Genomic DNA, 24,534 nt, shown 5'->3' on the forward strand with positions numbered 1-24,534 from the left:
ATGTTCATGGGGACCGCACCGCCCGGCGCAACAACTGCGCATTGATTGCCACAACGACGGTGCTCAGCGACATGAGCACTGCCCCAAGCGCAGGTTGCAGCAGGATCCCCCATGCGGCGAGAACGCCAGCGGCGAGAGGGATGGCGACGATGTTGTAGCCGGCGGCCCACCACAGGTTCTGGATCATCTTGCGATAGGTGGCCTTGCTCAATTCGATGATCGCTGGCACGTCGCGCGGGTCGCTGCGCACGAGTACGACGTCGCCGGCCTCGACCGCGACGTCCGTCCCTGTGCCGATGGCGATGCCGACGTCGGACGTGAGCAGCGCCGGAGCGTCATTGACACCGTCACCCACCATCGCGACGCGCTTGCCCTGGGCCTGCAGCTCCTCGATCTTTGCCACCTTGTCCTCGGGCAATACCTCGGCGAAGACGGTGTCGATATTGAGTTCCTTCGCGACCGCGTTTGCGACCGCCGTGGAATCACCCGTCAGCAGGACAACCTCCAGTCCTTCGTCGTGCAGCCGCTTGACCGCATCGAACGATTCGGGACGGATGGCGTCAGCGATCGCGAACACGGCGAGCACCCGGTCGCCTTCCACCAGGTAGGTTGCAGATTGACCATCGGCTGCCGCTGATTCGGCAGCCCGCCGAAGCGTCTCCGGCGGTTCGACCGCGAGCATTCTCAACAGACCCGGCCCGCCAACGTGGAGCGAGCGCTCCTCGACGACTGCGCGCACGCCGCGTCCCGGCATGGACTCGAAGTCCTGCGACATCGGAACGTCGATGCCATGTTCCTTGGCGCTGGTCATCAGCGCCTGCGCGATCGGATGTTCAGCGTCGCGCTGGACCGACGCGGCCACGCGAAGCACCTCGTCGTCGGTGAGTCCATCGGCGGCAGTGGTCTTCACGACGCGGTGCGAACCGAGCGTGAGCGTGCCTGTCTTGTCGAACACGACCGTGTTCAGCAAACGGGCCTCTTCCAGGCCGCGTCGATCGCGCACGAGCAGGCCGTTCCGTGCGCCAATCGTGGTCGAGATGGCGGTCACCAGCGGGATGGCCAAACCTAGCGCATGGGGACAGGCGATCACGAGCACGGTCACTACGCGCTCGATCGTGAAGCTCCACGGTCGACCGAGGAGTGGCCAGACAATGGCGGTAACCGCGGCGGAGACGATGGCGATGATCGTGAGGTAGAACGCCGCCCGGTCCGCCAGGGCCTGGGCGCGCGAGCGCGACGTCTGGGCCTGCTCGACGAGCCTCATGATACCCGCGAGCGCGGTCTCGTCGCCGGTTCCCGTCACCTCGACACGCAACGAGCCCTGTCCGTTGACGGTGCCGGCGATCACCCGGTCGCCCGTCGACTTGTCCATCGGCTTGGACTCGCCGGTGATCATCGCTTCGTTGACGGCGCTGGTCCCTTCCTTCACGACGCCGTCGGCGGGAATGCTCGCGCCGGGCCTGATGAGCAGCAGGTCGCCGCGCTTCAGTTCCGCGACAGGGACTTCCTTCGCGGTACCGGCCTCATCCAACCGCACCGCCATATCAGGCAGCAGCTTCGCGAGTTCCTTGAGAGCGCCCTGTGCCTGGTTGATCGAACGCATCTCGATCCAGTGGCCGAGCAACATGATCGCCACCAGCGTCGCCAGCTCCCACCACAGGTCCAAGCCCTCGACAACGCCGAGCGTGACCAACGCGCTGTAAAAGAAGGCGACGGTGATCGCAAGCGAGATCAGCGTCATCATGCCCGGCAGGCGATTTCTCAGCTCGTGGTATCCGCCGCGGACGAACGGCGAGCCGCCGTAGAAGTACACGATCGTGCCGAACACCGCCGGGATGTACGCCGACCCCGGGAACTGTGGTGCGGTGTAGTCGAACCAATGCTGGATCATCCCGCTCCAGATCAGAGTGGGGATGGTCAGCAGCAGCGTGAGCCAGAACTTGTCGCGGAAGCTCGCCACGCTGTGGCCGGCGTGCTTGTCGTGCCCGGCATGGACGTCACCTTCAGCACCCGTGCGGGGATGCGGCGGTTGCTCGCCGTGCGCCTGATGATCTTGATGATGATGATTGTGTTGCGTCATGGGTCTGCCTTCCTGGATGCACTGATGCGCCGGGCACCAGCGGGGAGATAGATCAGTGTTCTGTTACAAGTGTCCCGATCTGGCGATGGCCATCACCAGCCGCAGTGAGAGCAATCCCGCAGCAGCGAAAGCCACCATAGCCAGGAAAGGCATGTGACCGAACACTTGCGGGCCGTCGGAATGCAGGCTCAACAGCGCACCGCTTACGTACAGGCCCAAGGTGACCAGGGCCAACGCCAGCCGGTTGCCCGTGCGCGCGATTGCCTCCTGCGTGGAACTCAGGCCATGGTGGTGTACGGAGAAGGCGGGTCGTCCGTCGCTCAGTTGCGCCTGCCGCAACAGGTCGGTGGCGATCTGTGGCAATTGGCGCGCAGTGCGGGCCAGCCGCATGGCAAGCGGCCTGTTGCCGCTGGGGCGGCTGGCTTCGGCAATGTCGGCGATCGCGGCCGCCTGCGCGGACAGCGTCCCCAGCAGGTCCAGATCCGGATCCAGCGCCCGCAGCGTGTTCTCGACCAGGAACAGCGTCCGGATCAGGGACAGCAGGTGGGCCGGAAGCCGGAAGCCAGCGCCCTGCCCAATGCGTGCCACGCGCCAGATTGCCTCGGCAATGGACCACTGCGCCAGCGGACGGCTGGCCATCTCGGCCAGGATCAGGTGGATCTCGCGCACATGCGAGCGGCGGTCGACCTGCGGCGGGAAGAAGCCCATGGCGATCGCTGCATCCAGCACGCCCTCGGCGTCGTCGGCCGCAATGGCCTCGACCATGCCGCCGAGCGCGAGCCGGGATGCAGGGTCGAGCACGCCGATCGAGCCAAAGTCATGCAGGCACAGGCGACCGTCGTCAAAGAAGAACAGATTCCCCGGGTGCGGGTCGGCATGGAAGACGCCGGCGCCGAAGAGCTGATGCACGTAGGCACCGAGCAGCGCCCTTGCCAGTGCGGGAGCCGCCGCCGTTCCATAAGCGGCTTCCAGGCGGGTGCCGTGGCTACGATCCTGGACCAGCACGTCGCGGGTGGCGTAGGGCTCAACGACATGTGGCTGTGTGATGCCGGGCAGGGCATCGAGCACCTTCGCCATGCGGCGCATGTTCTGCGCCTCGTGACGCATGTCGATTTCATCGCGCAGGAATGCGCCCAGCTCGTCCACCAGTTCGAGGGGGCGGTGTCGCTTCAGAGGCGGCCAGATCCACTGGGCTACGCGCAGCGTGCGTCGAAGCAGCCGCAGGTCAGCCTGCACTTGAGCGTGGATGCCGGGCCGGGTGACCTTGACGACCACGTCGCGACCGTCATGCATGCGTGCCGGATGGATCTGAGCCACCGACGCGGCGGCCAGCGGATGGTCATCGAAGCTGGCGAAAAGCTCTTCGACGGAGGCGCCGAACGCCTGCTCGACCATGTGTCTGGCCTGGTCAGCAGGAAATGCCGGCACGTCGCTGTGCAACCGCGACAATGCCTCGCGATAGGGCGCCGGCAGCAGGTCCCAGCGCAGGCTCAAACCCTGGCCCAGCTTGACGAAGGTGGTACCCAGCCCCACCAGGGTGGCGCTGACGTACGCGGGAAGCCGTTCGGGTCTGCGTCGGCGCAGGCGCAACACCGCGACCCCGAGAGTCAGTCCGACCCAGGCGATCTGGCCTCCGCGGCGCACCGTGCCCGCCATCAGCGCGAGGTCCTGGCCGGCCGGCTCACGATGCCGGCCCCGCTTCCGCGCGCAGGATGGCGGTCGGATCGCCGCGATCATCCACGGCCGCCAGCTCCGCTTCGGACAGCAGGTTGTCGCGGGACTCGCCGAGGACGCCCGCAGCCGCGTCAACCACGTGCGCCCAGGTGCTGCGGTTGGCGAACAGCAGGCCCGGCACGTCCAGTGTGCCGCCCCGGTTGACGAAGCCCAGCGCCGCGGTGGTGGTGGGGCCGGTGTCGAGTCGGCGCAGCGCACCGAGGAAGGGCTCCGGACGGGTGTGGGTAACGAATACGCGCGGCCGGCCCACCGGAAACAGCGCTTGGACCGCACTGTCGGAGTGCACGTACCTTGCCTCCTCCGGATCGCGCGGGGCGCGAAATCGGCCGGGTTCGGCGAGATAGACGATCGCGGCCGACATTCCGCGTGCGGCCAGACGCGCCTGTGCGCGGCGCACTTCCTGCAGCTGGTACGCGCCGGTGGCCACCAGCAGGATCGCCGCCGTCTCCGGATCGCCGGCGAGGCATGTTGCGCCGGTCTCGGCCAGTGCCTGGGCCTGCTGCGGGGTCAGCTCATGAGGCACCGGACGCTTGGGAACGACCAGTGTGGTGACCGTGCCCCGTTGCGCGTAGGCGCGGGCGAGGGCGGCGGCAGCGCCATTGGCGTCCGGCGGGAACACCACGCGCGAAATGTCGGCCATTTCGCCCATGAGTGCCTCGGCCATGGTCGGATCCTGGTGGGACTGTTCGTTCTTCGCGTTCTCCCACGTGTGCGAGGTCAGCACCAGGGGCACGCCCAGCCAGCCGGGTGGGCGCCCGGCCTGGGCCTGGTGGCGGGCGAAGATCAGTTCCTGACGTACGGCGCCGAGCATCTTCGGTGCAAACGCCTCGTAGGTGACCACCAGGTTTAGCCCGCCCTTGTTGCCGAGCGCCGCGCAGACCACGGCTTCTTCGTTGAGCGCAGTGATGACCGCGCCGGTTGGCGATTCGGCGACGCCGGGCTCGGGCTCGTGCACCCGGTGCTTCATCGCGTCCAGGGTCCGGTCGAGCTTGTTGCTGCGCAGCTCATCGGGATTGCCCACGCGCACCCGCAGTCCCGGATTCGCCTCGGCGATGGCGACGAACTGCTCGTCGAGTGCGGTCATTGGCGAGCTCTCACCGCCGGCGCCGCGGTCGGCGATCGCCGGGACGCGGGGCGGTTCCACCTGGCGATCGGCCAGCGCATGGTCGCGCTCGCGCACCCGCTGCTGGAGATCGTGGCTGTTGAGTGCGGCAACGGCCTGCTCGAGCTCCGACGCGGCCACGAACAGCGCCGCTGCGCCTTCATTGAAGAGCGTGCGCGCCGCGGCATCCTTCGCCGGATTCCCCGGCAGCGGCAAGTTGTGCGAGGCGTTGGTCCCGGCGCCGGGGAAGCCGAAGCCCTTGACGGTTTCGGCGATGCCATAGGGCAGCCGCACGTCGGCGGGAACAGCGGCGCCCGCTTGCAGGCGCGACTCCATCACGTGGATGCCCCACGCGATGCTGGCCGGATCGCGCCCGTCCAGCGCGATCGGATCAAAGCCGTTCAATCGCAGGTGCCGGTCCAGCCACCGCTCGCCGCCCTGCTGGGTGATCTGGCTGCGCTGTTCGATGCGGCGCCCGTTGAGGATGATGATCGGGCTGACCAGTCCGCTGTCCTCGGCGCGCCACCAGCGTGGCGCCCAGTCGCTGCCACGCTGTTCCTCGAACGCACCGTCGCTGAGGAAGGCGACCAGGCGTTCATCCTTGAGCGGCGCATGCACGTACTGCAGCTCGGCAAAGCCCAGATAGCCGCCTTCCATCACGCCCCCGGCGGTGTGCGCATTGACGTGGGAGCCGAGGGGCGACGCCGGCGTTCCGTCCGGATTGAGGGTGTAGGCATAGAAGTCGCTTACGAACCGGCTCAGCCCTTCGCCGGTGCGGTCGTAACGTTCGGCGTGCCGGTCGGTCATGTTGCCAACCAGCACGTTCAGCGCGTCGATGGCGGCCACGCAGTGCCCCTGGCCCATCATCCACGCGCGGGTGACGCCATCCAGGGAATCCATCAGCAGGTAGCCGGCGTAGGCGGGCACCATGTTGAGGGACCCGCCGGTGTGGCCTTCAGGCGTGGTCTTGAAATCATCGACCTCCAGGGCCGCGCCGTCGGTACGAACGCGCTGGCTGTAGGTCATGTGCGCCACCAGCCACATGCCGGCGCTGGTGACGCGGTCGGCCGCGGCGAGCCGCTGCCATGCGGTGCCGGCATCCGGCGTGCGGCCCAGGGCGACCAGCTCGTGCACCATCTGGCGGACCCGGAGCTGGGTAAGCGGGTCATGTCGGATCACCCCGTAGCCGGCCGCCCAGTGGGCGAACGCGGGATCGGCCTGCCGGTGGGCGTCGGCGAGTTCAAGGATCCGCTGGCGCTCGGCGGCCGACAGCTGGTCGGCGGTGCAGCAGTTGAGATGCAGGTTCATGGGTCCTCCGGGGAATCGGTCGAAGCGGTCATCAGGGTCGATGCCGCGGCGGCGAGGTCCGCACCCAGCGCGATGGCGTTGGAGGGGTGGGAAATGGTGTCAGTGCTGACGATGCGGGCCAGGCCCGCCTCCTGCAGGCGGGCATAGGCGTCGCCTGCGAACACCGGATGGATGGCGACCAGCAACGGCGACGGCAACGACAACCGGCGCAGGTGTGCGAGGGTCTCCAGGATCGTGTGGCCGGACGACACGATGTCGTCGATCAGCACCGGAGTCCGACCAGCCACGGCTGCCGGGTCGGGCAGGCTGACGCGCACGTCGTAGTCGCCGTGCCGCTCCTTGGCCAGCACCTGGTAGGGCATGCTGGACAGGGCGGCGATGTCCGCTACCCACTGCTCGCTCTCGCTGTCAGGGCCGATCAGCACAGCGTCGGGGACGGTCTCAGCGATCCAGCGGGCCACGGCCGGCGTCGCCGATACGTGGACCGTCGGAATGCGGTAGAGCGACTGCAGGCGCTCGACGCGGTGCAGGTGCGGGTCCACGGTCACCAGCCAGTCGAAAGCCTCTTCGAGGAATTGCGCAAACAGCGGTGTACTGACCGCCTCGCCGCGATGGAAGCGGGTGTCCTGGCGCATATACCCCAGGTAGGGTGCGATGAGGCCGACCGAACGAGCCCCGAACTCGCGCGCGGTCCGGGCGGCGAAGCGCAACGGGAGGGCCGTGGCATCGGCGTTGCGCAGGCTGGCCAGGAGCGCCACATCGGCTCCGGCCAGTGCGTCGTCCAGGGTGACCAGCGACTCGCCATCTGGGAAGTGCCGCCAAGCCACGGGTGCAATGCGCGCCTGCAGGGGCTGGTTGATGTTGCCGGCCAACACTGCATCGGCCGGGAATGGCATCAGCACACGGGTCATGGAACCTCTCCAAGCACAAAAGGTTGCAGCGTCACGGCGTGCTCCAGGGCGTAGGCCAGTTCTCCCGGCGACTCCGCATGCAGGGTGAGCAGAGGTTGTCCCCGCTCGACCGTATCGCCGATCCGCAGACCGGTTTCGAGGCCGGCGGTGGGGGATGTCGGTGCGCCGGCCAGCTTGGCCAGTTTGGCCAGCCTGCGGTTGTCGATCACCGCGATCCGACCCGATGCGGTTGCCGGGACGTCGGCGGTGAATGCTGCCCGCCGCGGTTCGCGGAAGCCTCCCTGGGCCTCGCAGATCGCCAGGAACTTGGCCAGCGCCGCCCCGGAATCCAGCACGCCGCGCGCGCGCTCCAGTCCGGTGCCGGCGTTGCTGCCCGCTGCCATGTCCAGCAGCGCCGCGGACAGCGCAAGTGCGCGTTCGCGAAGGTCGGCGGGTGCATCGGCCGCGTTGCGCAGCACCTTGAGCACGTCGTGCGCCTCGAGCGCCGGGCCGATTCCCCGACCCACCGGCTGGGTGCCGTCAGTGCGATGGATCCCCAAGTGCAGTCCAAGCGCAGCGCCGGTGTGTCCAAGCCGCGTGCCCAAGCTGTGGGCCGCGGCCTCGCCACGCACCTTGGCGGTCGGACCCACTGGCATGTCGATCAGGACGTGGGTTGAACCCGCGGCGATCTTTTTTGACAGCACGCTGGCAACCAGTTGGCCGTCGCTGTCGAAGTCGAGTGGCCGTTGGACCCGGATCAGGATGTCGTCGGCCGGGCTCAGGCGCACGTTGCCACCCCAGACGATGCAGCCGCCCTCGCGCTCCACCACCCGGCGCATCGCCGCCAGATCGAGCGCCACCGGCGCCATGACCTCCATGGTGTCGGCGGTGCCCGCGGGCGACGTGATCGCGCGCGAGGACGTCTTCGGGATGCGGTAGCCCAGCGCAGCCACGATGGCCACCACGATCGGGGTGGTGCGATTGCCCGGCAGGCCGCCCACGCAGTGCTTGTCCAGCACCGGCCCTTCGCCCCAGTCCAGGCGCTGGCCGACGGCGATCATGGCGCGCGTCAGCGCGGTCGTCTCCGCGTGGTCCAGGCGGTCGCCGGCGCTGGCTGTGACGAACGCGGCAAGCTCCAGGTCCGACAACCTGCTTTCCATCACGTCTTGCACCAGGGCAAGGTACTGCGCGTCGTCCAGCCGCGCGCCGAATACCTTGGCCCGGAGCGCGCCTGCCGACGACGCGGGTTCCGCATGCCCGACCCAGGCCAAGGCATCGGGCATGGGATCCAGCAGCGTCCACGCGGCCTCCGACAGGGCTATCTCATCCAGGCCAAGCCGATCGTCGACAACCACGTTCAGCGTCGCCACCAACGTGCGGGCGTCCACGTCCAGCCTCACGCGTGTCATCGCGGCAAAGCCCTCCGAGCGGCAGACTTCGCAGTCGCGATGCATGTAGACCACCGGCTGCTGGTAGGTGTCGATGCCGGCACGGGTGACGCGCAGGCGGGTATGGCCTGCGGCCTGCCCGGTCATTGCGCATCCTCCAGTCCCACGCGCTCCAGGTGCTCGGGCACGCGCGCCCGCCAGCCCAGCTCGCGCTGCACGCGCCCGCGCAACGTGTCGGCTGCATCGGGCTCGCCATGGGTGAGATAGACGACGCGCGGCGCGGATGGCGCGGTGCGCATCCAGTCCAGCAGCTCCCCGGCGTCGGCGTGGCCGGAAAAGCCTTGCAACTGCACCACCTCGGCGCGGATGGGCACCTCGCGACCGAACATGCGCAAGCTGGGCTTGCCCGCCGCGAGCGCGGCACCGCGTGTTCCACCGGCCTGGTAGCCGGCGAGCAGGATCGCGTTGCGGTCATCGGGGCCGAACGCCTCGATGTGGTGAAGCACGCGTCCACCGGTGATCATGCCGCTGGCGGAGATGATGATCATCGGCCCGCGCTGGCGGTTGAGCGCCTTCGACTCTTCCACCGTGTTGACGAAGGTGGCCACGTCGAACATCCGCTGGCAGTCCTCTTCGGACACGTGGTGTTCGGAATGGTGGGCGTGGTAATGCCGGGTCGCGTTGATCGCCATCGGGCTGTTGAGGTAGACCGGCACGCGGGGAATCTCCTTGCGCTCGCGCAGCCGGGAGATATGCAGCATGAGCGCCTGGGCGCGGCCGATGGCAAAGGCGGGGATGACGATCACGCCCCCGCGGGCGGCAACGCGGCGGATGATGGGCGCCAGTTCCGCTTCCTGGTCGATGGGAATGTGTTCGCGGTCGCCATACGTGGACTCGCAGACCAGCACGTCACAGGCGGGCAGCGGCGTGGGCGGATTCATCAGCGATTCCTGCTGACGCCCCAGATCGCCACTGAAGTGCAGACGCTGGCCCTGGACGTCCAAGCTGAGGTGTGCGGCGCCCAGGATGTGGCCGGCGGGATGGAAGCGGACCTTGAAGCCCGACGCGACCTCGATGTCGCGCTCGTAGTCATGCCCCTTGAGCTGCTTCAGGCTGCGGCGGGCGTCCTCCTCGGTGTAAAGCGGTCGAGGTTCCTTGTGCTTGGAGTACCCCTTGCGGGCTGCGTATTTCGCCTCTTCTTCAAGCAGGTGCCCGCTGTCGGGAAGCAGCAGGCCACACAGGGACACGCTGGCGTGGGTGCAGTGGATCCAGCCGCGGAATCCCTGTTTGACCAGCGCGGGCAGGTAGCCCGAATGATCCAGATGGGCGTGGGTCAGGACCACCGCGTCGATGGACGCCGGATCGACTGGGAACGGTGCCCGGTTGCGGTCGCGCAGCTGCTTGTAGCCCTGGAAGAGACCGCAGTCGACCAGCACGCGCTGGCCATTGGCCTCGACCAGGTAGCGCGATCCGGTGACGGTACCGGCGGCACCGAGGAACTGCAGCGTCGGGCGGGAAGTCGAGGTCATGATGAGCTCCGGTTCTGGCAGGAAGTGATGGCGGACAGCGGGCACACGTCCGACGCAGATCGCGCCGGACGCGTGGCTTGCTCACGGTCGAATCAGCTCGACGATGTCATTGACCTTGGGCTTTCCGGAGATCACTTCAGCCTCTGCGTAGTGGTCGTCGAACAGCCCGGTGATGCGCACCTGACCGACGGCTTCCCGGCGAAAGCGCGGCCCGATATCCCGGGGACCGCGGTTACGGCGCTTGTGCCGGATCACATCCAGCACCTGGTCGACCTGGGCTCCGTCGGCCTTGCCGACGCAGACCACCAGTGTGTCGTCCTGCGTCTCCAGAACCTGGCCGCGCATCAACACGTTGTGGCGGAACCCGCCTTCGCTCGCGGAAGCAGCCCCCGGCAGTGCGAAGGAGAAGGCAAAGGCGCCCGCCAGCGCCAGCGCGGCGAACCAGCGATTGGGATTGGTGCGTGGGCCAGCAAAACAGGCGGCATGTGTGACGTTGTTCATTGTGTGGACTCCTTGAATGGATGTGAGGCGAAACAGCGAGGCTGCGAGAGCACAAAGGGATGGAACACGACGGTCGGCCTTCATCGGACTTCCCCCGCCGATCGGACAGGACCGCGCCGGCGTCGCGGTATGAAGGCCGGCACCTCCTGCATGTAGCTCACGTAGTCCTCGCCGAAGCGGCTCAGGCAACCTCTCTCCTCACGACGCGCGAGGCGGGCATAGGCCCACACCAGCACCGGATAGCTGGCGAGCGTGAGCAGCGTGGGCCACTGCAGGAGGAAACCAGTCAGTACGAGTACGAAGGCGACGTACTGCGGGTGACGCATGCGTGCATACACGCCCTCCCGGGCAAGCCGACCCTCACGCTGTGCCCGATACAGCACGGGCCAGGCTGCCGACAGGAGCCAGAACCCGCCGCCGATCAGGATGAAACTCGCCAGGTGGAATGGACCGAAATGCGGATTGGCGCGCCAGCCGAACCACATCTCCAGCAGATGGCCGGCGTCGTGGCTGAGCCAGTTGACCTGCGGATAGTTGGCGCTGAGCCACCCGCCCAAGACGTACAGCGTCAGCGGGAAGCCATACATTTCCGCGAACAGGGCCACGACGAAGGCGGAGAACATACCGAACCCACGCCAGTCCCAACGGGTCAGCGGTTTGTAGAAGCTCCAGGCGAAGAAGATGAAGAACGCGGCGTTGATGGCGGCGAGGAGCCAAAGACCGTAGCCGGAGTCAGGTGCGTGCATGTCGGTGTCCTTCGTTCGAGGTGTCGGACGTTTCGTCGTTCCATGCCCGGTTCCGACGGCTCTGATGGTGGCCATGGGGTGGGTCGTCGGCATTGCCGTCGCGCCCATGACTTCCGTCGCCTCCATGACCGCCATGCCCTTTGTGCATGAACACATGCATCAAGGGACACAGCAGCAAGATGGCCAGCGGCAGCCAGCGGAGCGTCCCCGCAAGGTGGGCGCGGTGCTCGACGCCGAGATAGAACAGGGCCAGCGCCAGGAAGATCCAGAAGACCCAACGTCGGGACCCTGAGGTGGCAGGACCAGGAACAGTCATGGCAAGTTCTCCTGAGTGGGGCGGCGTCCAAGGAGTCGCCCCGGGGTGGACCTGACGAATCCGCCGCCTTCAGCGGCGGCAACGGATTCGATCAATGCGCAGACATCGTCGCCAGTCGGGATGGAGTCCGGCAGCGAAGTCCAGGCGTGGACGGCATGCTCCATCCGCCCGTGCATGGCCAGCAGGTTGTCCAGTTGCTGGCGGGTGTCTTCGAGTCTGCGTCGGATGATGTCGCGCACCAGCGGGCAGGGACTCCTTCGCAGAACACTGTGGCGGACGATTTCCTCGATCTCCGCCAGCGTGAAGCCGAGCTGTTGGGCGGTGCGAATGAAGCGCAGGCGCTGGAGCTCCGAAGCCGAGAACAGCTGGTAGCCGCTCTCGGTGTGCCTCGCCGCCTGCAGCAGGCCGCGCCGCAGATAGTTGCGCACCACATGCACCGTGACGTCGCCCTGTCGGGCCAGCTGGCGGACCGTCATCAGCGGCGGCGCGACTTCGTCTTTGGCCGTCATTGGCGTACTCCCGGCAAGGTGTTGATCAGGCTAGACCTGTGTCTCGCACGCAGGTCAAGCCGCCCTGGGGCGGACGGAGCCAGTAACGCGTGACCTCGCCGCGAACGGACGGATGTTCTCGTCCGCACGTGCGCGGACAATCCGTTCTTACTTGCGTTGAACGTGCGCCACATCACGGCACTTCAACAGTCAGCGCGGCGGATGCCGGCGCCTTCCTGGCCAGCTGCCGCTGCTTGATCAACGAGTACAGCGCCGGGATCACGACCAGGGTCAGCACCGTGGACGACACCATTCCGCCCACCATCGGCGCGGCGATGCGGCGCATGACCTCGGAGCCGGTGCCGCTGCTCCACATGATCGGCAGCAGGCCCGCCATGATCGCGACCACGGTCATCATCTTCGGGCGTACGCGGTCGACCGCGCCTTCGATGATGGCCTCGCGCAGGTCCCGTGCATCCAACGCCCGGCCTTCGGCCTGCCTCTGCGTGGCACGCGCTTCAAGTGCGTGGTCGAGGTAGATCAGCATCACCACGCCGGTTTCCGCGGCGACGCCGGCCAGCGCGATGAAGCCCACGATCACCGCGACGCTGGTGTTGTAGTCGAGCATCCACATCAGCCAGATGCCACCGACCAGTGCGAAGGGCACCGACAGCATCACGATCAGCGACTCGGTGACACGGCGGAAGTTGAGGTACAGCAGCAGGAAAATCAGCGCCAGCGTCACCGGAACGACGACACGCATCTTCTCCGCGGCACGTTGCATGTATTCGTACTGTCCACTCCAGGTCACGTAGTAGCCAGGCGGGAACTGCACCTGCTCGGTGACCGCTTCCTGCGCAGCCTTCACGTAGCGGCCGAGATCGCTCTCGCGGGTATCGACGTAGATGTAAGCCGCCAGCATCGCGTTCTCGGTGCGGATGCTCGGCGCCCCCTTCCTGACCTCGATCTGCGCCAGTTCGCCGAGCGGCACCTGGGCGCCGCCGGGGACCGGCACAAGGACCTGGCTGCCGATCCGGTGCGGATCGTCGCGGAGTTCGCGGGGATAGCGCACGATCGCACTGAAGCGTTCGCGGCCCTGGAGGATGGTGGTGACGATCTCGCCGCCCAGCGCGGCGGCCACCACGTCCTGCACCTCGCCCAGGGTGACGCCGTACTGGGCCAGGCTGCCAAGGTCGGGGGTGATGTCGAGGTAGTAGGCGCCGGTCAGGCGTTCGGCGAACGCGCTGGTCGTGCCCGGCACTTCGCGCACCACGGCTTCGATCTCGGTGGCCAGCGCGTCGAGTTGCTCAAGGTCCGTGCCGAAGAGTTTGATGCCCACGGGCGTGCGGATGCCGGTGGCCAGCATGTCGGTGCGCGCCTTGATCGGCATCGTCCAGGAGTTGGCGACGCCCGGGAACTTCAGCGCCGCGTCCATCTCGGCGATGAGCTTGTCGGTGGTCATGCCGTCCCGCCATTCGTCCTCGGGCTTGAGGTTGATGACGGTCTCGAACATCTCCAGCGGCGCCGGGTCGGTGGCGGTCAGGGCGCGACCCGCCTTGCCGAACACCGACTCCACTTCCGGGAAGCCCTTGATGATCCGGTCCTGCTGCTGCAGCAGCTCCGATGCCTTGGTCACCGACATGCCGGGAAGCGACGCGGGCATGTACAACAGCGTGCCTTCGTTGAGCGTGGGCATGAACTCGCTGCCCAGGCGCGATGCAGGCCACAGGCTGGCAAACAGGGCGACCAGCGCGAACATGACTGTGGCCATGCGGTGCCGCAGAACGACGTTGATCACCGGCCGATAGGCCGCAACCAGGAACCGGTTCACCGGATTCTTGTGCTCGGGCACGATCTTGCCGCGCACGAACAGCAGCATGAGTACCGGTACCAGCGTGATCGACAACAGCGCGCCACCGGCCATCGCGAAGGTCTTGGTGAATGCCAGCGGCTTGAACAGGCGACCTTCCTGAGCCTCCAGGGCGAACACGGGCAGGAACGAGACGGTGATGATCATCAGGCTGAAGAACAGCGCCGGCCCGACCTCGCGGCAGGCGTCGATGATCAGCTGGGTCCGGCTGCGGGAGCCATCGTCGCGCTCGATGTGCTTGTGCGCGTTCTCAATCATCACGATCGCCGCGTCGACCATCACGCCGATCGAGATCGCGATGCCGCCCAGGCTCATGATGTTCGAGTTCATGCCCAGCATGCGCATCGCGATCACCGCGATCAGCACGCCCACGGGCAGCATGACGATCGCCACCAGCGCGCTGCGCGCATGGAACAGGAACACCAGGCACACCAGCGCGACGATCAGGCTCTCCTCGAGCAGCGTCGTGCGCAGCGTCTTGATCGCACGCACGATGAGGTCGGAGCGGTCGTAGACCGCCTGGACGCTGACGCCTTCGGGCAGGCCTCGCGCAAGTTCCGCGATCTTGTCCTTCACCCCGCCGATCACGGCCAGGGCGTTTTCGCCGAAGCGCGCAATGACGATCCCGCCCACAACGTCGCCTTCGCCGTCCAGGTCGGCGATGCCACGGCGCTCATCGGGTACCAGTTCGACCCGGGCGACGTCGCCGATCAGCACCGGTGCGCCCCCTTCGGCGCGCAGAACCAGGCTCTCGATATCCTCGATACCGCGCAGGTAGCCGCGGCCCCGCACCATGTACTCGGTCTCGGCCATCTCGATCACGCGGCCGCCGACGTCGCGGTTGCTCTCGGCGATCACCTCGGACACGCGTGAAATCGGGATGTCGAACTCGCGCAGCCGGACCGGATCGACGGTGATCGAGTACTGGCGCACGAAGCCGCCGACGCTGGCGACCTCGGCCACGCCGGGCGCGGTGGTGAGCTGGTAACGCAGGTACCAGTCCTGCATCGCGCGCAGCTCGTCCAGCGAGTGGCGGTCGCTCTGCAGCACGTACTGGTAGACCCAGCCCACGCCGGACGCGTCGGGTCCCAGTGCCGGTGCCACGCCAGCCGGCAGGTTTTTCGATGCGACGTTGAGGTTCTCGAGCACGCGCGAGCGCGCCCAGTACAGGTCCGTGCCTTCTTCGAAGATGACGTAGATGAAGGAGGCGCCGAAGAACGAGAAGCCGCGGACGTCCTTCGACTTCGGCGTCGCGAGCAGGGCGCTGGTCAGCGGATAGGTGACCTGGTCCTCGACCACCTGGGGCGCCTGCCCCGGGTACTCCGTGAACACGATCACCTGCACGTCCGACAGATCCGGTTGTGCGTCCAGCGGCGTGTTCATCAGTGCGTAGATGCCACCGGCGACAATCGCCAGCGCCATCAGCAGCACCAGGAAGACGTTGCGCACCGACCATTCAACGAGACGGCCAAGCATGTCAGTGCCCCTCGTGGCTGGTGGCGGGAGCAGGTGTGCCGTGGTCGTTCATCGTTCCATGGTCGCCATGGCTGTCATGGCCGTCGGACGCGCCAGGATCGCTGGCGGCAGCCGGTGGATCTCCCGATGTCGCCGGTATGGCATGGCCTGCGTGGGGATCAGCGACCTCGTCAACATGACCTGCGTGCGGATCGACGGCATCCTCACCGTGCCCGGCGTGTGGATCCTCAGTGGTGCCCGAAGGCGCGCCGTGTCCTGCATGACCCTCAAGCCCCTGGAGTGCCGACTGCAGGTTGCTTTCGGCGTCGATCAGGAAGTTGGCGGAGACCACGACCTGTTCGCCTTCGGCGATCCCGTCGAGCACTTCGATGCGATCGCCGCCACGGCGACCCAGGGTGACGTCGCGCGGTGCGAACCGGCCGGGGCCGGTCTCGACCAGCACCACCTGGCGCGTGCCGCTGTCGAGCACGGCCGAGCGCGGAACGGTCAGGACCGGTCCAGCACCCGGCTCCTCCAGCACCACCGTCCCGTAGAGCCCCGGCCGGAGGTCGCCGTCGGGGTTGGGCAGGGCGATGCGCACATCCACGGTGCGCGTCATCGCATCGATGACGGGCTGCACGAAGGTGACCGCGCCCTCGGCCACCTGGCCCGGCAGGGCCACGGTTTCAAAGCGTGCGGGCTGGCCGGGCTGGATGCCCGCGGCCTGCGCCGCCGGGACCTTCGCGATCACCCACACCGTCGACAGGTCCGCCAGGCGCAGGATGGTTTCGCCGGGCTCGAAGCGTGCGCCCTGGACCACCGGCTTCTCGATCACGACCCCGTCCGCGGGCGCGGTGAGCACCAGCCCCGTCTTGCCGAGTTGCGCGTCGCTGATTTCCCAGTTGCGCAGGCGGGTGCGTGCGGCATCGCGCAGGCGGGTCATCGATGCCGCGCTCGCGGGATCGGACCCGGCCAACCTGCGGGCGGTCTCGTCGGCCAGCCGGTATTCCTGCTGCGCCGCCGCCAACTGTGGGCTGTAGACGGAGAGCAGCGGCTGCCCGGCGCGGACGCGCATGCCGGTCTGGTTCGCGTACAGCCGCTCCACCCAGCCTTCAAAGCGGGGCGCGATCGCGTACTGCCGGGTCTCGTCGACCTCGACCGTGCCGCTGGTGCGCACGGTGGCGGACATGGCTCCTCGCTTGACCGCCTCGGTGCGCACGCCCAGCGCCTGCACCTTGTCCGGGGGCAGCACCACCGTACCCGGTGCCGCCGGCGGGGCGTCGTCGGCATAGACCGGGACGTAGTCCATGCCCATCGAATCCTTCTTCGGCACCGGCGACGTGTCCGCCAGGCCCATCGGATTGCGGTAATAGAGCACCTTGCGTTCCGCGGCCGCTGCCTCGGCGGACGTGGCTGCGGTGGGCGAATCGTTCGTGGCGCGGCCCGCCATCCAGCCGACGGCGAGTGCGGCGAGTGCGACGCCGATGGCGAGCGACAGGGTCTGGACACGGGTCATCGGATCTCTCCTTCGATGGCGCGCACGGCGGCGGCGCCCAACAGTTCGTCACGCAGTGCATCGACCCGTGCGAGGTCGGCGCCCTGCCATTCATTGAGTGCTTCCAGCAGCGTCCCGAAGTCGACTTCGCCGACCTGGTAGCTGGCCAGTGCGGACTGCCAGGTGGCGTCGGCCTGCGGCATCAGCGTGTTCTCGACCAGCGCGCGGCGCTCGCGTGCGCTGGTCCACTGCGACCAGGCGGAAGCGCCGCGTTCCTCGACGGCCCGCAGCGTGGCGTCCCGGCGGGCCAGCGCCGCGTCTTCGAGCAGGCGCGACTCGCGCTCTCGTTCGCGGCGGGCGCGCTGCTGGAACGGGATCTCGACCTCGAGCATCAGCTCGGTGCTTTCGAGGCCGTTGCCGAGCTGCATCGCACCCACGCCCACGGTGATGTCCGGAAAGCGGTTGCGACGCTGCAGCACCACGTTCGTGCGCGCCGCCTCGGCGCGGGCCTGCTGCGAGCGCACCGCGGGATGCGCATCGGCGTCATCCAGTGCCTCGGCAAGCGAGGCGCTGTGGACGGCGAGGCGCGGCGCCTCGCCGGGAGTCGCCAGCGGTGCATCGGACCGGCGCCCCAGCACCGCGTTCAAGGTGGCGGCCGCCTCCTGCTTGGTCGCGAGGCGTTCGATCCGCTCGCGCTGTAGGCTGGTCTGCTCGACCTGGGCGCGGATGGCATCCTGCTGCGCCGCGCGACCCAGGGCGTAGCGCACGCCGGCTATTTCCTCGACCTGCCGGAGCAGGGCGATGCGGCGGTCGAGCACGGCCACGGCCTGATCGGCATGCCAGTAGCGCACGTACGCCGCTTCAGCCTCTGCCAGCAGGTCGCGCGCCGCGGTGATGCGGTCAAGCCCGACCGCGACCGCGTCCTGGCTGGCCGCGGTCCGCGCCAGACCACGCTTGCCCCAAAGCGGGAGGCGCTGGCGCAGCGCGTAGTTGACCTCGCGCTCGGCACCGGCGCTACGCCAGGGCTTGTTCGGATCAAGGCCGCGGAATCCGACGGAGGCCATCGGGTCAGGCAGGGCGCCTGCCGGCTGGATACGCGCTTCGGCAGCCTGTGCCTCGAAGTCCATGGCCCGCAGCTCGGGGTTGTGTTCGAGAACCCAAGAGCGGATGGACTCGAGGCTGTGCCCCGGGATGGGTTCGGTGGCGGTCGCGGACAGCGCCAGTGCCCACAAGGCGCCGGCGAGCACGCAGGCAGGCAGGTGCCGGAGCGGTGGCCGACGGCGGAATAGCGGGCGAGGGTGCAGGCGCCTGGCCTGCAATCGGTCGAACAGGGATGCCATATCAGTGTCCTTGGGCCGACGCGACGCAGGTCGCTCGGACGAGGGCAGGAACACATGCCGTGACGCAGCCACGGCGCGAACGCACAGGACCGCGCCGCACAGTTGTGCGGGCGGGTCAGCGTTCGGGCATCAGATCAGCAGGAGAGCCGCGGGATGGGCGGTGGGCCGGTGCCAGGCGGCCCTGGGGGGCGATTCCACCCAGCTGGGCGTGACCCCTGGGCCGGCATCGGCGACCTCGGCCACGACGAACCAGGAGACCCACGCTCCGACAAACAGCGGCGGGACCGGTGGGATGCGCCCACTGTCGGCCGAAATACCCCCCTCGCTGCAGTGCGCGGCACACACCGCCCTGTCCGCCGAGGGAAGCTCCGCGTCGCAGCCGTGGCCGTGGTCGTGGGGGGTATCCGCGCCGGCCGCGACTGCGGCGGCGGGTGTGCCCGGAAGATCCAGGCAGCCGCCATGGCTGGCCAGCGCGAGCTGAGACCAGAGCAATGCCGCCATCGCGAGGAGGGCGGTGCGCTGGAACCAGCTACGGTGACGACGGCGGATCATGGCTTGAGGTTACCTTTTGCTCGGTCAGATGCAACTGATCCAGATCAATCCCCCGGGCAGATCGGGTGACTGGACCGGTATGGCCGCTTTCGGTGTCGCCGAAACCGGAGCCGACCCGGCCAGGCGAAGCGCGCGGGCCACAACCGACACCTAGCTCAGTCTCATGGCGAGCGCCGCAACCATCGGGCTCAGCGGGATCCCCGAGCGCGAGTAGCGCGCGCCGGCGGCGGCCGGAACCAGCTTCAGGCTGATCGCTCGTCCGGGTACCCAGCCTCACTGAGCGCTGAGAGGAACGCGCCCCCGTCCATGTCGCTATCGACCCTCACCTGACGCGTCGGTGGGTCGGTTTCGATGCGGGCTTGGGGGTCCACACTGAGCAGTGCCTTCTTGACGGACTTGGCGCAGCCGCCGCATGTCATGTTTGGAATGTGGAAACGAAGCATCTTGATCTCCTGATCGACTGTGGTGTCGGATCAATATGGGGTTTGACAGCGTGGCAAGGTCAATCGGCTATCAGCAGAATGTTTGCAAGCTGCTCACGGCTGGACGACAACGGCGCCGAGAACTCTTGCGAATGCACGTCCGACCACGAATGAGTCATCTGACGCCGCGGTTACGCGAGGAGGCGGGCGTGTCGGCCCCAAACCGAGGCGTCCTATGTGGACCCTGCGAACGCGACTCCGCCGCTGTTGGCTCGGCCAGATCCGCAAGGATCGGGCATTCCGGTCGGTCATCCCCGTGGCAGTGGTCGGCCAGATGCTCGAGCGTTTGCACCATCGCCTGCAGCTCGGCGATTCTCGTCTTCAGTCCGGCGGCATGGGAAAGCGCCATCGCCTTGACGTCGGCGCTTGCGCGGTCACGGTCGCGCCACAAGACCAGCAGTTCTGCGATCTGTTCGACAGAGAAGCCAAGGTCTCGTGCGCGACGGATAAAGCGAAGGCTATAAGCGTCAGGCGTGCTGTAGTGTCGGTAGCCGGCCTCAGAGCGCGCAGCTTTGGGGATCAAGCCGATCTGTTCGTAGTAGCGGATCATCTTCGCCGACACGCCTGAAAACTTGGCTGCTTCACCGATATTCATCATTCTCTTTTCCTGGTCACCCAAGGATGCTTGGTTCGACACGCTAGGCCGGCGTCCGCCACATCGATCCTGTCTTGGTGTTCAGTCAGGCGGCACCGTGTCTTGGGATCAATGTTCGATTGCCTGGCGCGGATTGGGCAATGCCGCCCCGCTCTGGGGCATCCCCGTACGGGTTTCGATCGTTATGGGAGCCTGGAAGCGCTTGAGCCGCAGCGCGTTGCCGAGCACGAAGACACTGGAGAGGGCCATCGCGGCCGCAGCGAAGATCGGCGAAAGCAACATGCCGTTCACCGGGTAAAGCGCACCCGCCGCGACCGGGATCAGCAGGGCGTTATAGGCAAAAGCCCAGAACAGGTTCTGCTTGATGTTGCGGATCGTCGCTCGGCTGAGCGCGATGGCATTCGTCACGCCGCGCAGGTCGCCCGACATCAGCACCACGTCGGCGGCCTCGATCGCCACATCGGTTCCCGTGCCGATGGCGAGCCCGACGTCCGCTTCGGCCAGCGCCGGCGCGTCGTTGATGCCGTCGCCCACGAAGGCGACCCGCGCGCCATTGGTCCGGAACTTCTTCAGCGCCGCGACCTTGCCGTCGGGCAAGACCTCGGCCGCGACTTCATCGATGCCGAGCTGCCTGGCGATCGCCGCGGCCGTCGCGGCATTGTCGCCGGTGATCATCGCGACCTTGAGTCCCAGCGCATGCAACGCCTTGATCGCCTCGGGCGTGGTCTCCCTGATCGGGTCGGCCACCGCGATCACCGCCGCCAGCCGGCCGTCGATCGCGGCATAGAGCGGACTCTTGCCTTGGTCGCCGAGACGCTCGGCGACAGGCAGGAAGTCCGACACATCGATACCGATCTGCGTCATGAATCGGTCCGCGCCGACGGCGACGGTGCGACCGGCGACCTTGGCCGACACGCCGAAACCCGGCGTGGCCTCGAAGCCCCCGACGGGTGCGAGCGTGATGTCCCGCTGCTTGGAGGCGTCGACGATCGCTTCTGCGATCGGGTGCTCGGAGCGGGTCTCGACCGCGGCGACAAACGCCAGGACTTCGTTGTATTCGAAGCCTTCGGCAGGCACCAGGTCGGTCAGCTCCGGGCGCCCCTTGGTCAGCGTGCCGGTCTTGTCGAGCGCGATGACACTCACATCGCGCAGCGCCTGCAAGGCCTCGCCCTTGCGGAAGAGAACGCCGAGCTCGGCCGCGCGGCCCGTCCCGACCATGATCGAGGTCGGCGTGGCCAGCCCCATGGCACAGGGACAGGCGATGATGAGCACCGCGACCGCATTGACGAGCGCGAAGGACAGCGCGGGCTCCGGTCCGAAGGCCAGCCAAACAAGGAAGGTCAGCGCGGCCCCGGCCATCACTGCCGGGACGAACCACATGGTGACCTTGTCGACCAGCGCCTGGATCGGCAGCTTGGAACCCTGCGCTTCCTCGACCAGGCGGATGATCTGCGCGAGCACCGTGTTCGCGCCGATCCTCGTCACGCGGAAACTGAAAGCGCCGGTCTTGTTGATCGTGCCTCCGACGACATCGGCGCCCACCCCCTTCGATACGGGGACCGGCTCGCCGGTGATCATGCTCTCGTCGACATAGGAGGCGCCCTCGACGACCTCGCCGTCCACCGGAATCTTCTCGCCCGGACGAACCAGCACGACGTCACCGGTCGCCACCTGATCGAGCGGAATTTCGACCGTATCGCCGTTGCGCTCGACGCGCGCGGTCTTGGCCTGGAGTCCGACCAAGCGCTTGATCGCCTGTGAGGTTCGCCCCTTGGCGCGCGCCTCCAGCGAGCGCCCGAGCAGGATCAGGGTCACGATGACCACGGCGGCCTCGAAATAGACGTTGGCGGTGCCCGGGGGCAGCACGTCGGGGACGAAGGTCGCGACGACTGAATAGCCGTACGCGGCCGCCGTGCCAACCGCGACCAGTGAATTCATGTCGGGGGCAGCGCGCAGCAACGCTGGTACGCCCTTGCGGAAGAAGCGTAGCCCCGGACCAAACAGCACGAGGGTGGCGAGCGCGAACTGGATATACCAGTTCGTCTGCTGACCCAGGACCCCCATCACCCAATGATGCATGGCGGGAATCAGGTGGGACCCCATCTCGAGGATGAAGACTGGCAAGGTGAGGACGGCGGCAATGGTCAAAGCCCGCCGCAGCCCCCGTGCCTCGCTCTCACGACGCTCGGCGTCATGATCGCCTGCACTTGCCGTATCGACGGACAAGCGGCGGGACTTGTAACCCGCCTGTTCGACCGCCGCTTCAAGGTCCGCCGTGGAAACGACCCCGGCAAGGTGGCGCACCCGCGCGCGCTCGGTCGCCAGGTTGACGTTGGCTTCGAGCACGCCCGGGATCTGTGCGAGCGCCTTTTCGACCCGGCCCACGCACGACGCGCAGGTCATGTCCTCGATCGCGAGCTCGGTGGTCTCTTCGCGCACCGTGTAGCCGGCACTCTCGATGGCGCGAACCGCAGCCCGCGGATCGGCCAGGCCAAAGAAGGTGAGGTCGGCACGTTCGGTGGCGAGATTGACCGCGGCCGCCTGCACTCCGGGGACCGCGTTCAGCGCCCGCTCGACGCGGCCAACGCAGGAGGCACAGGTCATGCCCTCGACTGGCAGGCTCAGGCGGGAGACGGCGGAGCTGGGTGGATTGGCGACCGGTCGGGTGGCGACGAAAGTCATGGAACTATCCCTGGAACATGCGCGGGAAGCCCAGCTTAAAGATTCCCACGATGGCAAGGTCAAGGCCCGGCAGCTCGGCAGGTCGCTACCGCGCAGCCAGCTCATGCACTGCCATCGTGCGGATGGCGATTGCGGCTGTTGAATCAGCTCGATGGCCTCTGGACCGCTGTCTGTAAGACGATCGGTCGACCGAAACCGGCTCCGGTGATCAACGTCATGGACCGCGCGTTTCGAAGTTGGACAGCGCCGGCGGCACATTGTCGAGTGCCATCATGCGGCTGCCGGTCTCGGCGCCGGAGTTTGGCGAGTTCTGGAGCGAGGCCGGGCGGCATTTTTCTCGGACACCGGGCAGCAGATGGAGGCAGATCCTCGGCCTAGTCGAGACGGGATCTGATGCTCTCCATCTGGTCGATCTCGGAGCGCTGCGCTTTGGTGATGTCGTCACACAGCGCGAGCAGTTCGGCGTCACGCAGTCTGGCTTCCCGGCACATGAGGATCGCACCTGAGTGATGGGGGATCATCGAGTCGATGAACTGACGGTCATCTACAAGCACCTGCGCGCGCGTGGCGCCGAACGAGCCGAGTGTCACTGCGGCGAAGATTGCGTAAAGCGCCATGTTCAGGCCCTTCTTGGGGAACATGCCAGGCATTGTGGCGAGCATGAAGATCCCCATCGGAGCCCACATGGTTAGTGCCATGTAAAACATGTTCAGGTTGTTCCGGAAGTCGCGGACACCATCGATCATCGAGAACATGACGATGTACATCACCGCGAGACCGAGCACCATGTTGATCCAGAACAGCAGATAGGGACGCCCGCTGCCCTCGGCGTGCTTGTGATCTGTCCCTTGAACAGCGTGTGCCATGTTGCTTCTCCTAGTGTTTCCGGAACAGTGTCCCACCCGACGTCAACCATCCTGGAAAGCGTTGCACCGCGACAGTTACGGCAACGTGTGCGGTCGCACCTGGTTCTCGGGTGCGTCGGAGACGTACAGGCGGCACCAGTTAGGCCTGCCAGCGTGTGTGTCGTTGAAAGGTATGGTCAAGCGGGGCTGAGCGTCCCGAGCACTGAAACGACAATGAGGATCAGGATCGCCAGCGCAGCCTCGGCCGCAACGCTCTGCCGCAAGGCTCGCACCTCCTGCGAGGGATCTCCGCCGGCCAGCGCCCGTTCAAGGCGCGGCACCAGCGTCCATCGGTGCATTGCTCCCAGGCCCAGCATTCCGCCGAACAGGGCAAGTTTGAACAGCAACAGGTTTCCGTAGGTGCTCTGGACCAGCGTCGACAATGACCACGCGGTGAGATCACCGTAATGCGCGATGCCGGACACAATGAGCGCAGCAACGAAAATCGTTCCAAGCGTCGAGAATCCACGCAGGAAGTCATGCGTTGATCGCAGACGCCCGTTGCCCGCAGCGTCGTTGCCGCGCAGGAGCATTCCCAGGAACATCAGGACCGCTGCGATCCAGCCGCCTGCAGCGAGAAGATGGACGAGGCCTGCAGAGAGCCGGACCGCGCCTGCCACGCCCTCGCCAGCGGCGGCGTGGCCGTTCCATGCCAGCGAGGCGAGGGCGCCGCCCGCCAGCGTCGCCGCGAACGGGAAGGCGGCCTCCACCTTCCCGCGACGACGATGCCATCCGAGTACAAACACCATGGCGATCAGCAGCGCGCCTCTCGCCATGGCTGCGCGGCCTGCGGACGTATCAAACAGATACCAGCCGAGCGATTCGCGATCAACGTCGGCAATCGGCATTCCCATGATGCCCGCGGTCTTGAAGACGACATCGGCCCCGGTGAGCACGAGACCGACGGCGGCACTCACCAACAGAACGCCCATGAATGGCCACCCGGCCAGGGCGTGGGCGAGTGCCGGTCGACGCAAACCGTACCAACCGAACAGTGGGACGCCGAAAAGAAGCATGAGAACCAGGTACTCCAGGAATCTCAGTGCGTAAGCCGACAGGTCGAACATTCGCGACTC

Annotated in this window: 19 protein-coding genes; all 19 read right to left on the bottom strand. The window is 67.1% G+C overall.

Annotation, left to right across the window (positions count from 1 at the left end):
- Positions 1 to 4: 4 nt before the first annotated feature.
- On the bottom strand, positions 5 to 2,080 hold the full coding sequence (locus FQY83_RS03155; protein WP_238333382.1) for a heavy metal translocating P-type ATPase: 2,076 nt from the start codon (positions 2,078 to 2,080) through the stop codon (positions 5 to 7).
- A 63-nt stretch (positions 2,081 to 2,143) separates the two neighbouring features.
- Entirely contained in the window at positions 2,144 to 3,817 is a 1,674-nt protein-coding gene (locus tag FQY83_RS03160; protein ID WP_238333383.1) for an ABC1 kinase family protein, read from the bottom strand.
- Entirely contained in the window at positions 3,762 to 6,224 is a 2,463-nt protein-coding gene (locus FQY83_RS03165) for a phosphoketolase family protein (protein WP_238333384.1), read from the bottom strand. The genes FQY83_RS03160 and FQY83_RS03165 overlap by 56 nt, the downstream gene beginning before the upstream one ends.
- Positions 6,221 to 7,135 carry a ribose-phosphate diphosphokinase gene (locus FQY83_RS03170; protein ID WP_096209550.1) on the bottom strand — a complete coding sequence of 305 codons (915 nt, stop codon included), beginning with the start codon at positions 7,133 to 7,135 and terminating at the stop codon, positions 6,221 to 6,223. The genes FQY83_RS03165 and FQY83_RS03170 overlap by 4 nt, the downstream gene beginning before the upstream one ends.
- Entirely contained in the window at positions 7,132 to 8,649 is a 1,518-nt protein-coding gene (locus tag FQY83_RS03175) for a thymidine phosphorylase family protein (RefSeq protein ID WP_146384938.1), read from the bottom strand. The genes FQY83_RS03170 and FQY83_RS03175 overlap by 4 nt, the downstream gene beginning before the upstream one ends.
- The gene (locus FQY83_RS03180; protein WP_146384940.1) at positions 8,646 to 10,031 is read right to left on the bottom strand and encodes an MBL fold metallo-hydrolase RNA specificity domain-containing protein; all 1,386 of its coding nucleotides are present in this window, start codon (positions 10,029 to 10,031) and stop codon (positions 8,646 to 8,648) included. Before FQY83_RS03180 ends, FQY83_RS03175 begins: the two co-directional genes overlap by 4 nt.
- An 81-nt stretch (positions 10,032 to 10,112) precedes the next feature.
- Complete coding sequence (locus FQY83_RS03185; protein WP_024867875.1) at positions 10,113 to 10,532, bottom strand: hypothetical protein; 420 nt, start codon at positions 10,530 to 10,532, stop codon at positions 10,113 to 10,115.
- 80 nt (positions 10,533 to 10,612) lie between these two features.
- Positions 10,613 to 11,278 carry a methyltransferase family protein gene (locus FQY83_RS03190; RefSeq protein WP_146384942.1) on the bottom strand — a complete coding sequence of 222 codons (666 nt, stop codon included), beginning with the start codon at positions 11,276 to 11,278 and terminating at the stop codon, positions 10,613 to 10,615.
- A complete protein-coding gene (locus tag FQY83_RS17875; RefSeq protein WP_081759952.1) occupies positions 11,265 to 11,594 on the bottom strand; it encodes a DUF2933 domain-containing protein in 330 nt (109 codons plus the stop codon). Before FQY83_RS17875 ends, FQY83_RS03190 begins: the two co-directional genes overlap by 14 nt.
- A complete protein-coding gene (locus FQY83_RS03200; protein ID WP_200911324.1) occupies positions 11,591 to 12,103 on the bottom strand; it encodes a MerR family transcriptional regulator in 513 nt (170 codons plus the stop codon). The genes FQY83_RS17875 and FQY83_RS03200 overlap by 4 nt, the downstream gene beginning before the upstream one ends.
- A gap of 172 nt (positions 12,104 to 12,275) precedes the next feature.
- Positions 12,276 to 15,428, bottom strand: coding sequence for an efflux RND transporter permease subunit (locus FQY83_RS03205; RefSeq protein WP_146384944.1), 3,153 nt, complete (start codon positions 15,426 to 15,428; stop codon positions 12,276 to 12,278).
- A 1-nt stretch (position 15,429) separates the two neighbouring features.
- On the bottom strand, positions 15,430 to 16,923 hold the full coding sequence (locus FQY83_RS03210; protein WP_055765270.1) for an efflux RND transporter periplasmic adaptor subunit: 1,494 nt from the start codon (positions 16,921 to 16,923) through the stop codon (positions 15,430 to 15,432).
- Positions 16,920 to 18,242, bottom strand: coding sequence for a TolC family protein (locus tag FQY83_RS03215; protein ID WP_238333385.1), 1,323 nt, complete (start codon positions 18,240 to 18,242; stop codon positions 16,920 to 16,922). The genes FQY83_RS03210 and FQY83_RS03215 overlap by 4 nt, the downstream gene beginning before the upstream one ends.
- Positions 18,243 to 18,371: 129 nt before the next feature.
- Entirely contained in the window at positions 18,372 to 18,794 is a 423-nt protein-coding gene (locus FQY83_RS03220; protein WP_133321320.1) for a hypothetical protein, read from the bottom strand.
- 242 nt (positions 18,795 to 19,036) lie between these two features.
- Positions 19,037 to 19,237, bottom strand: coding sequence for a heavy-metal-associated domain-containing protein (locus FQY83_RS03225; RefSeq protein WP_100322961.1), 201 nt, complete (start codon positions 19,235 to 19,237; stop codon positions 19,037 to 19,039).
- A gap of 154 nt (positions 19,238 to 19,391) precedes the next feature.
- Positions 19,392 to 19,871, bottom strand: coding sequence for a Cu(I)-responsive transcriptional regulator (cueR, locus tag FQY83_RS03230; protein WP_133321319.1), 480 nt, complete (start codon positions 19,869 to 19,871; stop codon positions 19,392 to 19,394).
- A 108-nt stretch (positions 19,872 to 19,979) separates the two neighbouring features.
- Complete coding sequence (locus FQY83_RS03235) at positions 19,980 to 22,553, bottom strand: heavy metal translocating P-type ATPase (protein ID WP_146384946.1); 2,574 nt, start codon at positions 22,551 to 22,553, stop codon at positions 19,980 to 19,982.
- 374 nt (positions 22,554 to 22,927) lie between these two features.
- Positions 22,928 to 23,419 carry a DUF305 domain-containing protein gene (locus FQY83_RS03240; RefSeq protein WP_141480889.1) on the bottom strand — a complete coding sequence of 164 codons (492 nt, stop codon included), beginning with the start codon at positions 23,417 to 23,419 and terminating at the stop codon, positions 22,928 to 22,930.
- A gap of 176 nt (positions 23,420 to 23,595) precedes the next feature.
- Positions 23,596 to 24,525 (bottom strand): copper homeostasis membrane protein CopD, encoded by a 930-nt coding sequence (gene copD, locus FQY83_RS03245; protein WP_146384948.1) that lies wholly within the window; start codon positions 24,523 to 24,525, stop codon positions 23,596 to 23,598.
- Between the last annotated feature and the right edge of the window lie 9 nt (positions 24,526 to 24,534).

This window comes from Luteimonas marina (assembly GCF_007859325.1).
Lineage (GTDB): Bacteria > Pseudomonadota > Gammaproteobacteria > Xanthomonadales > Xanthomonadaceae > Luteimonas > Luteimonas marina.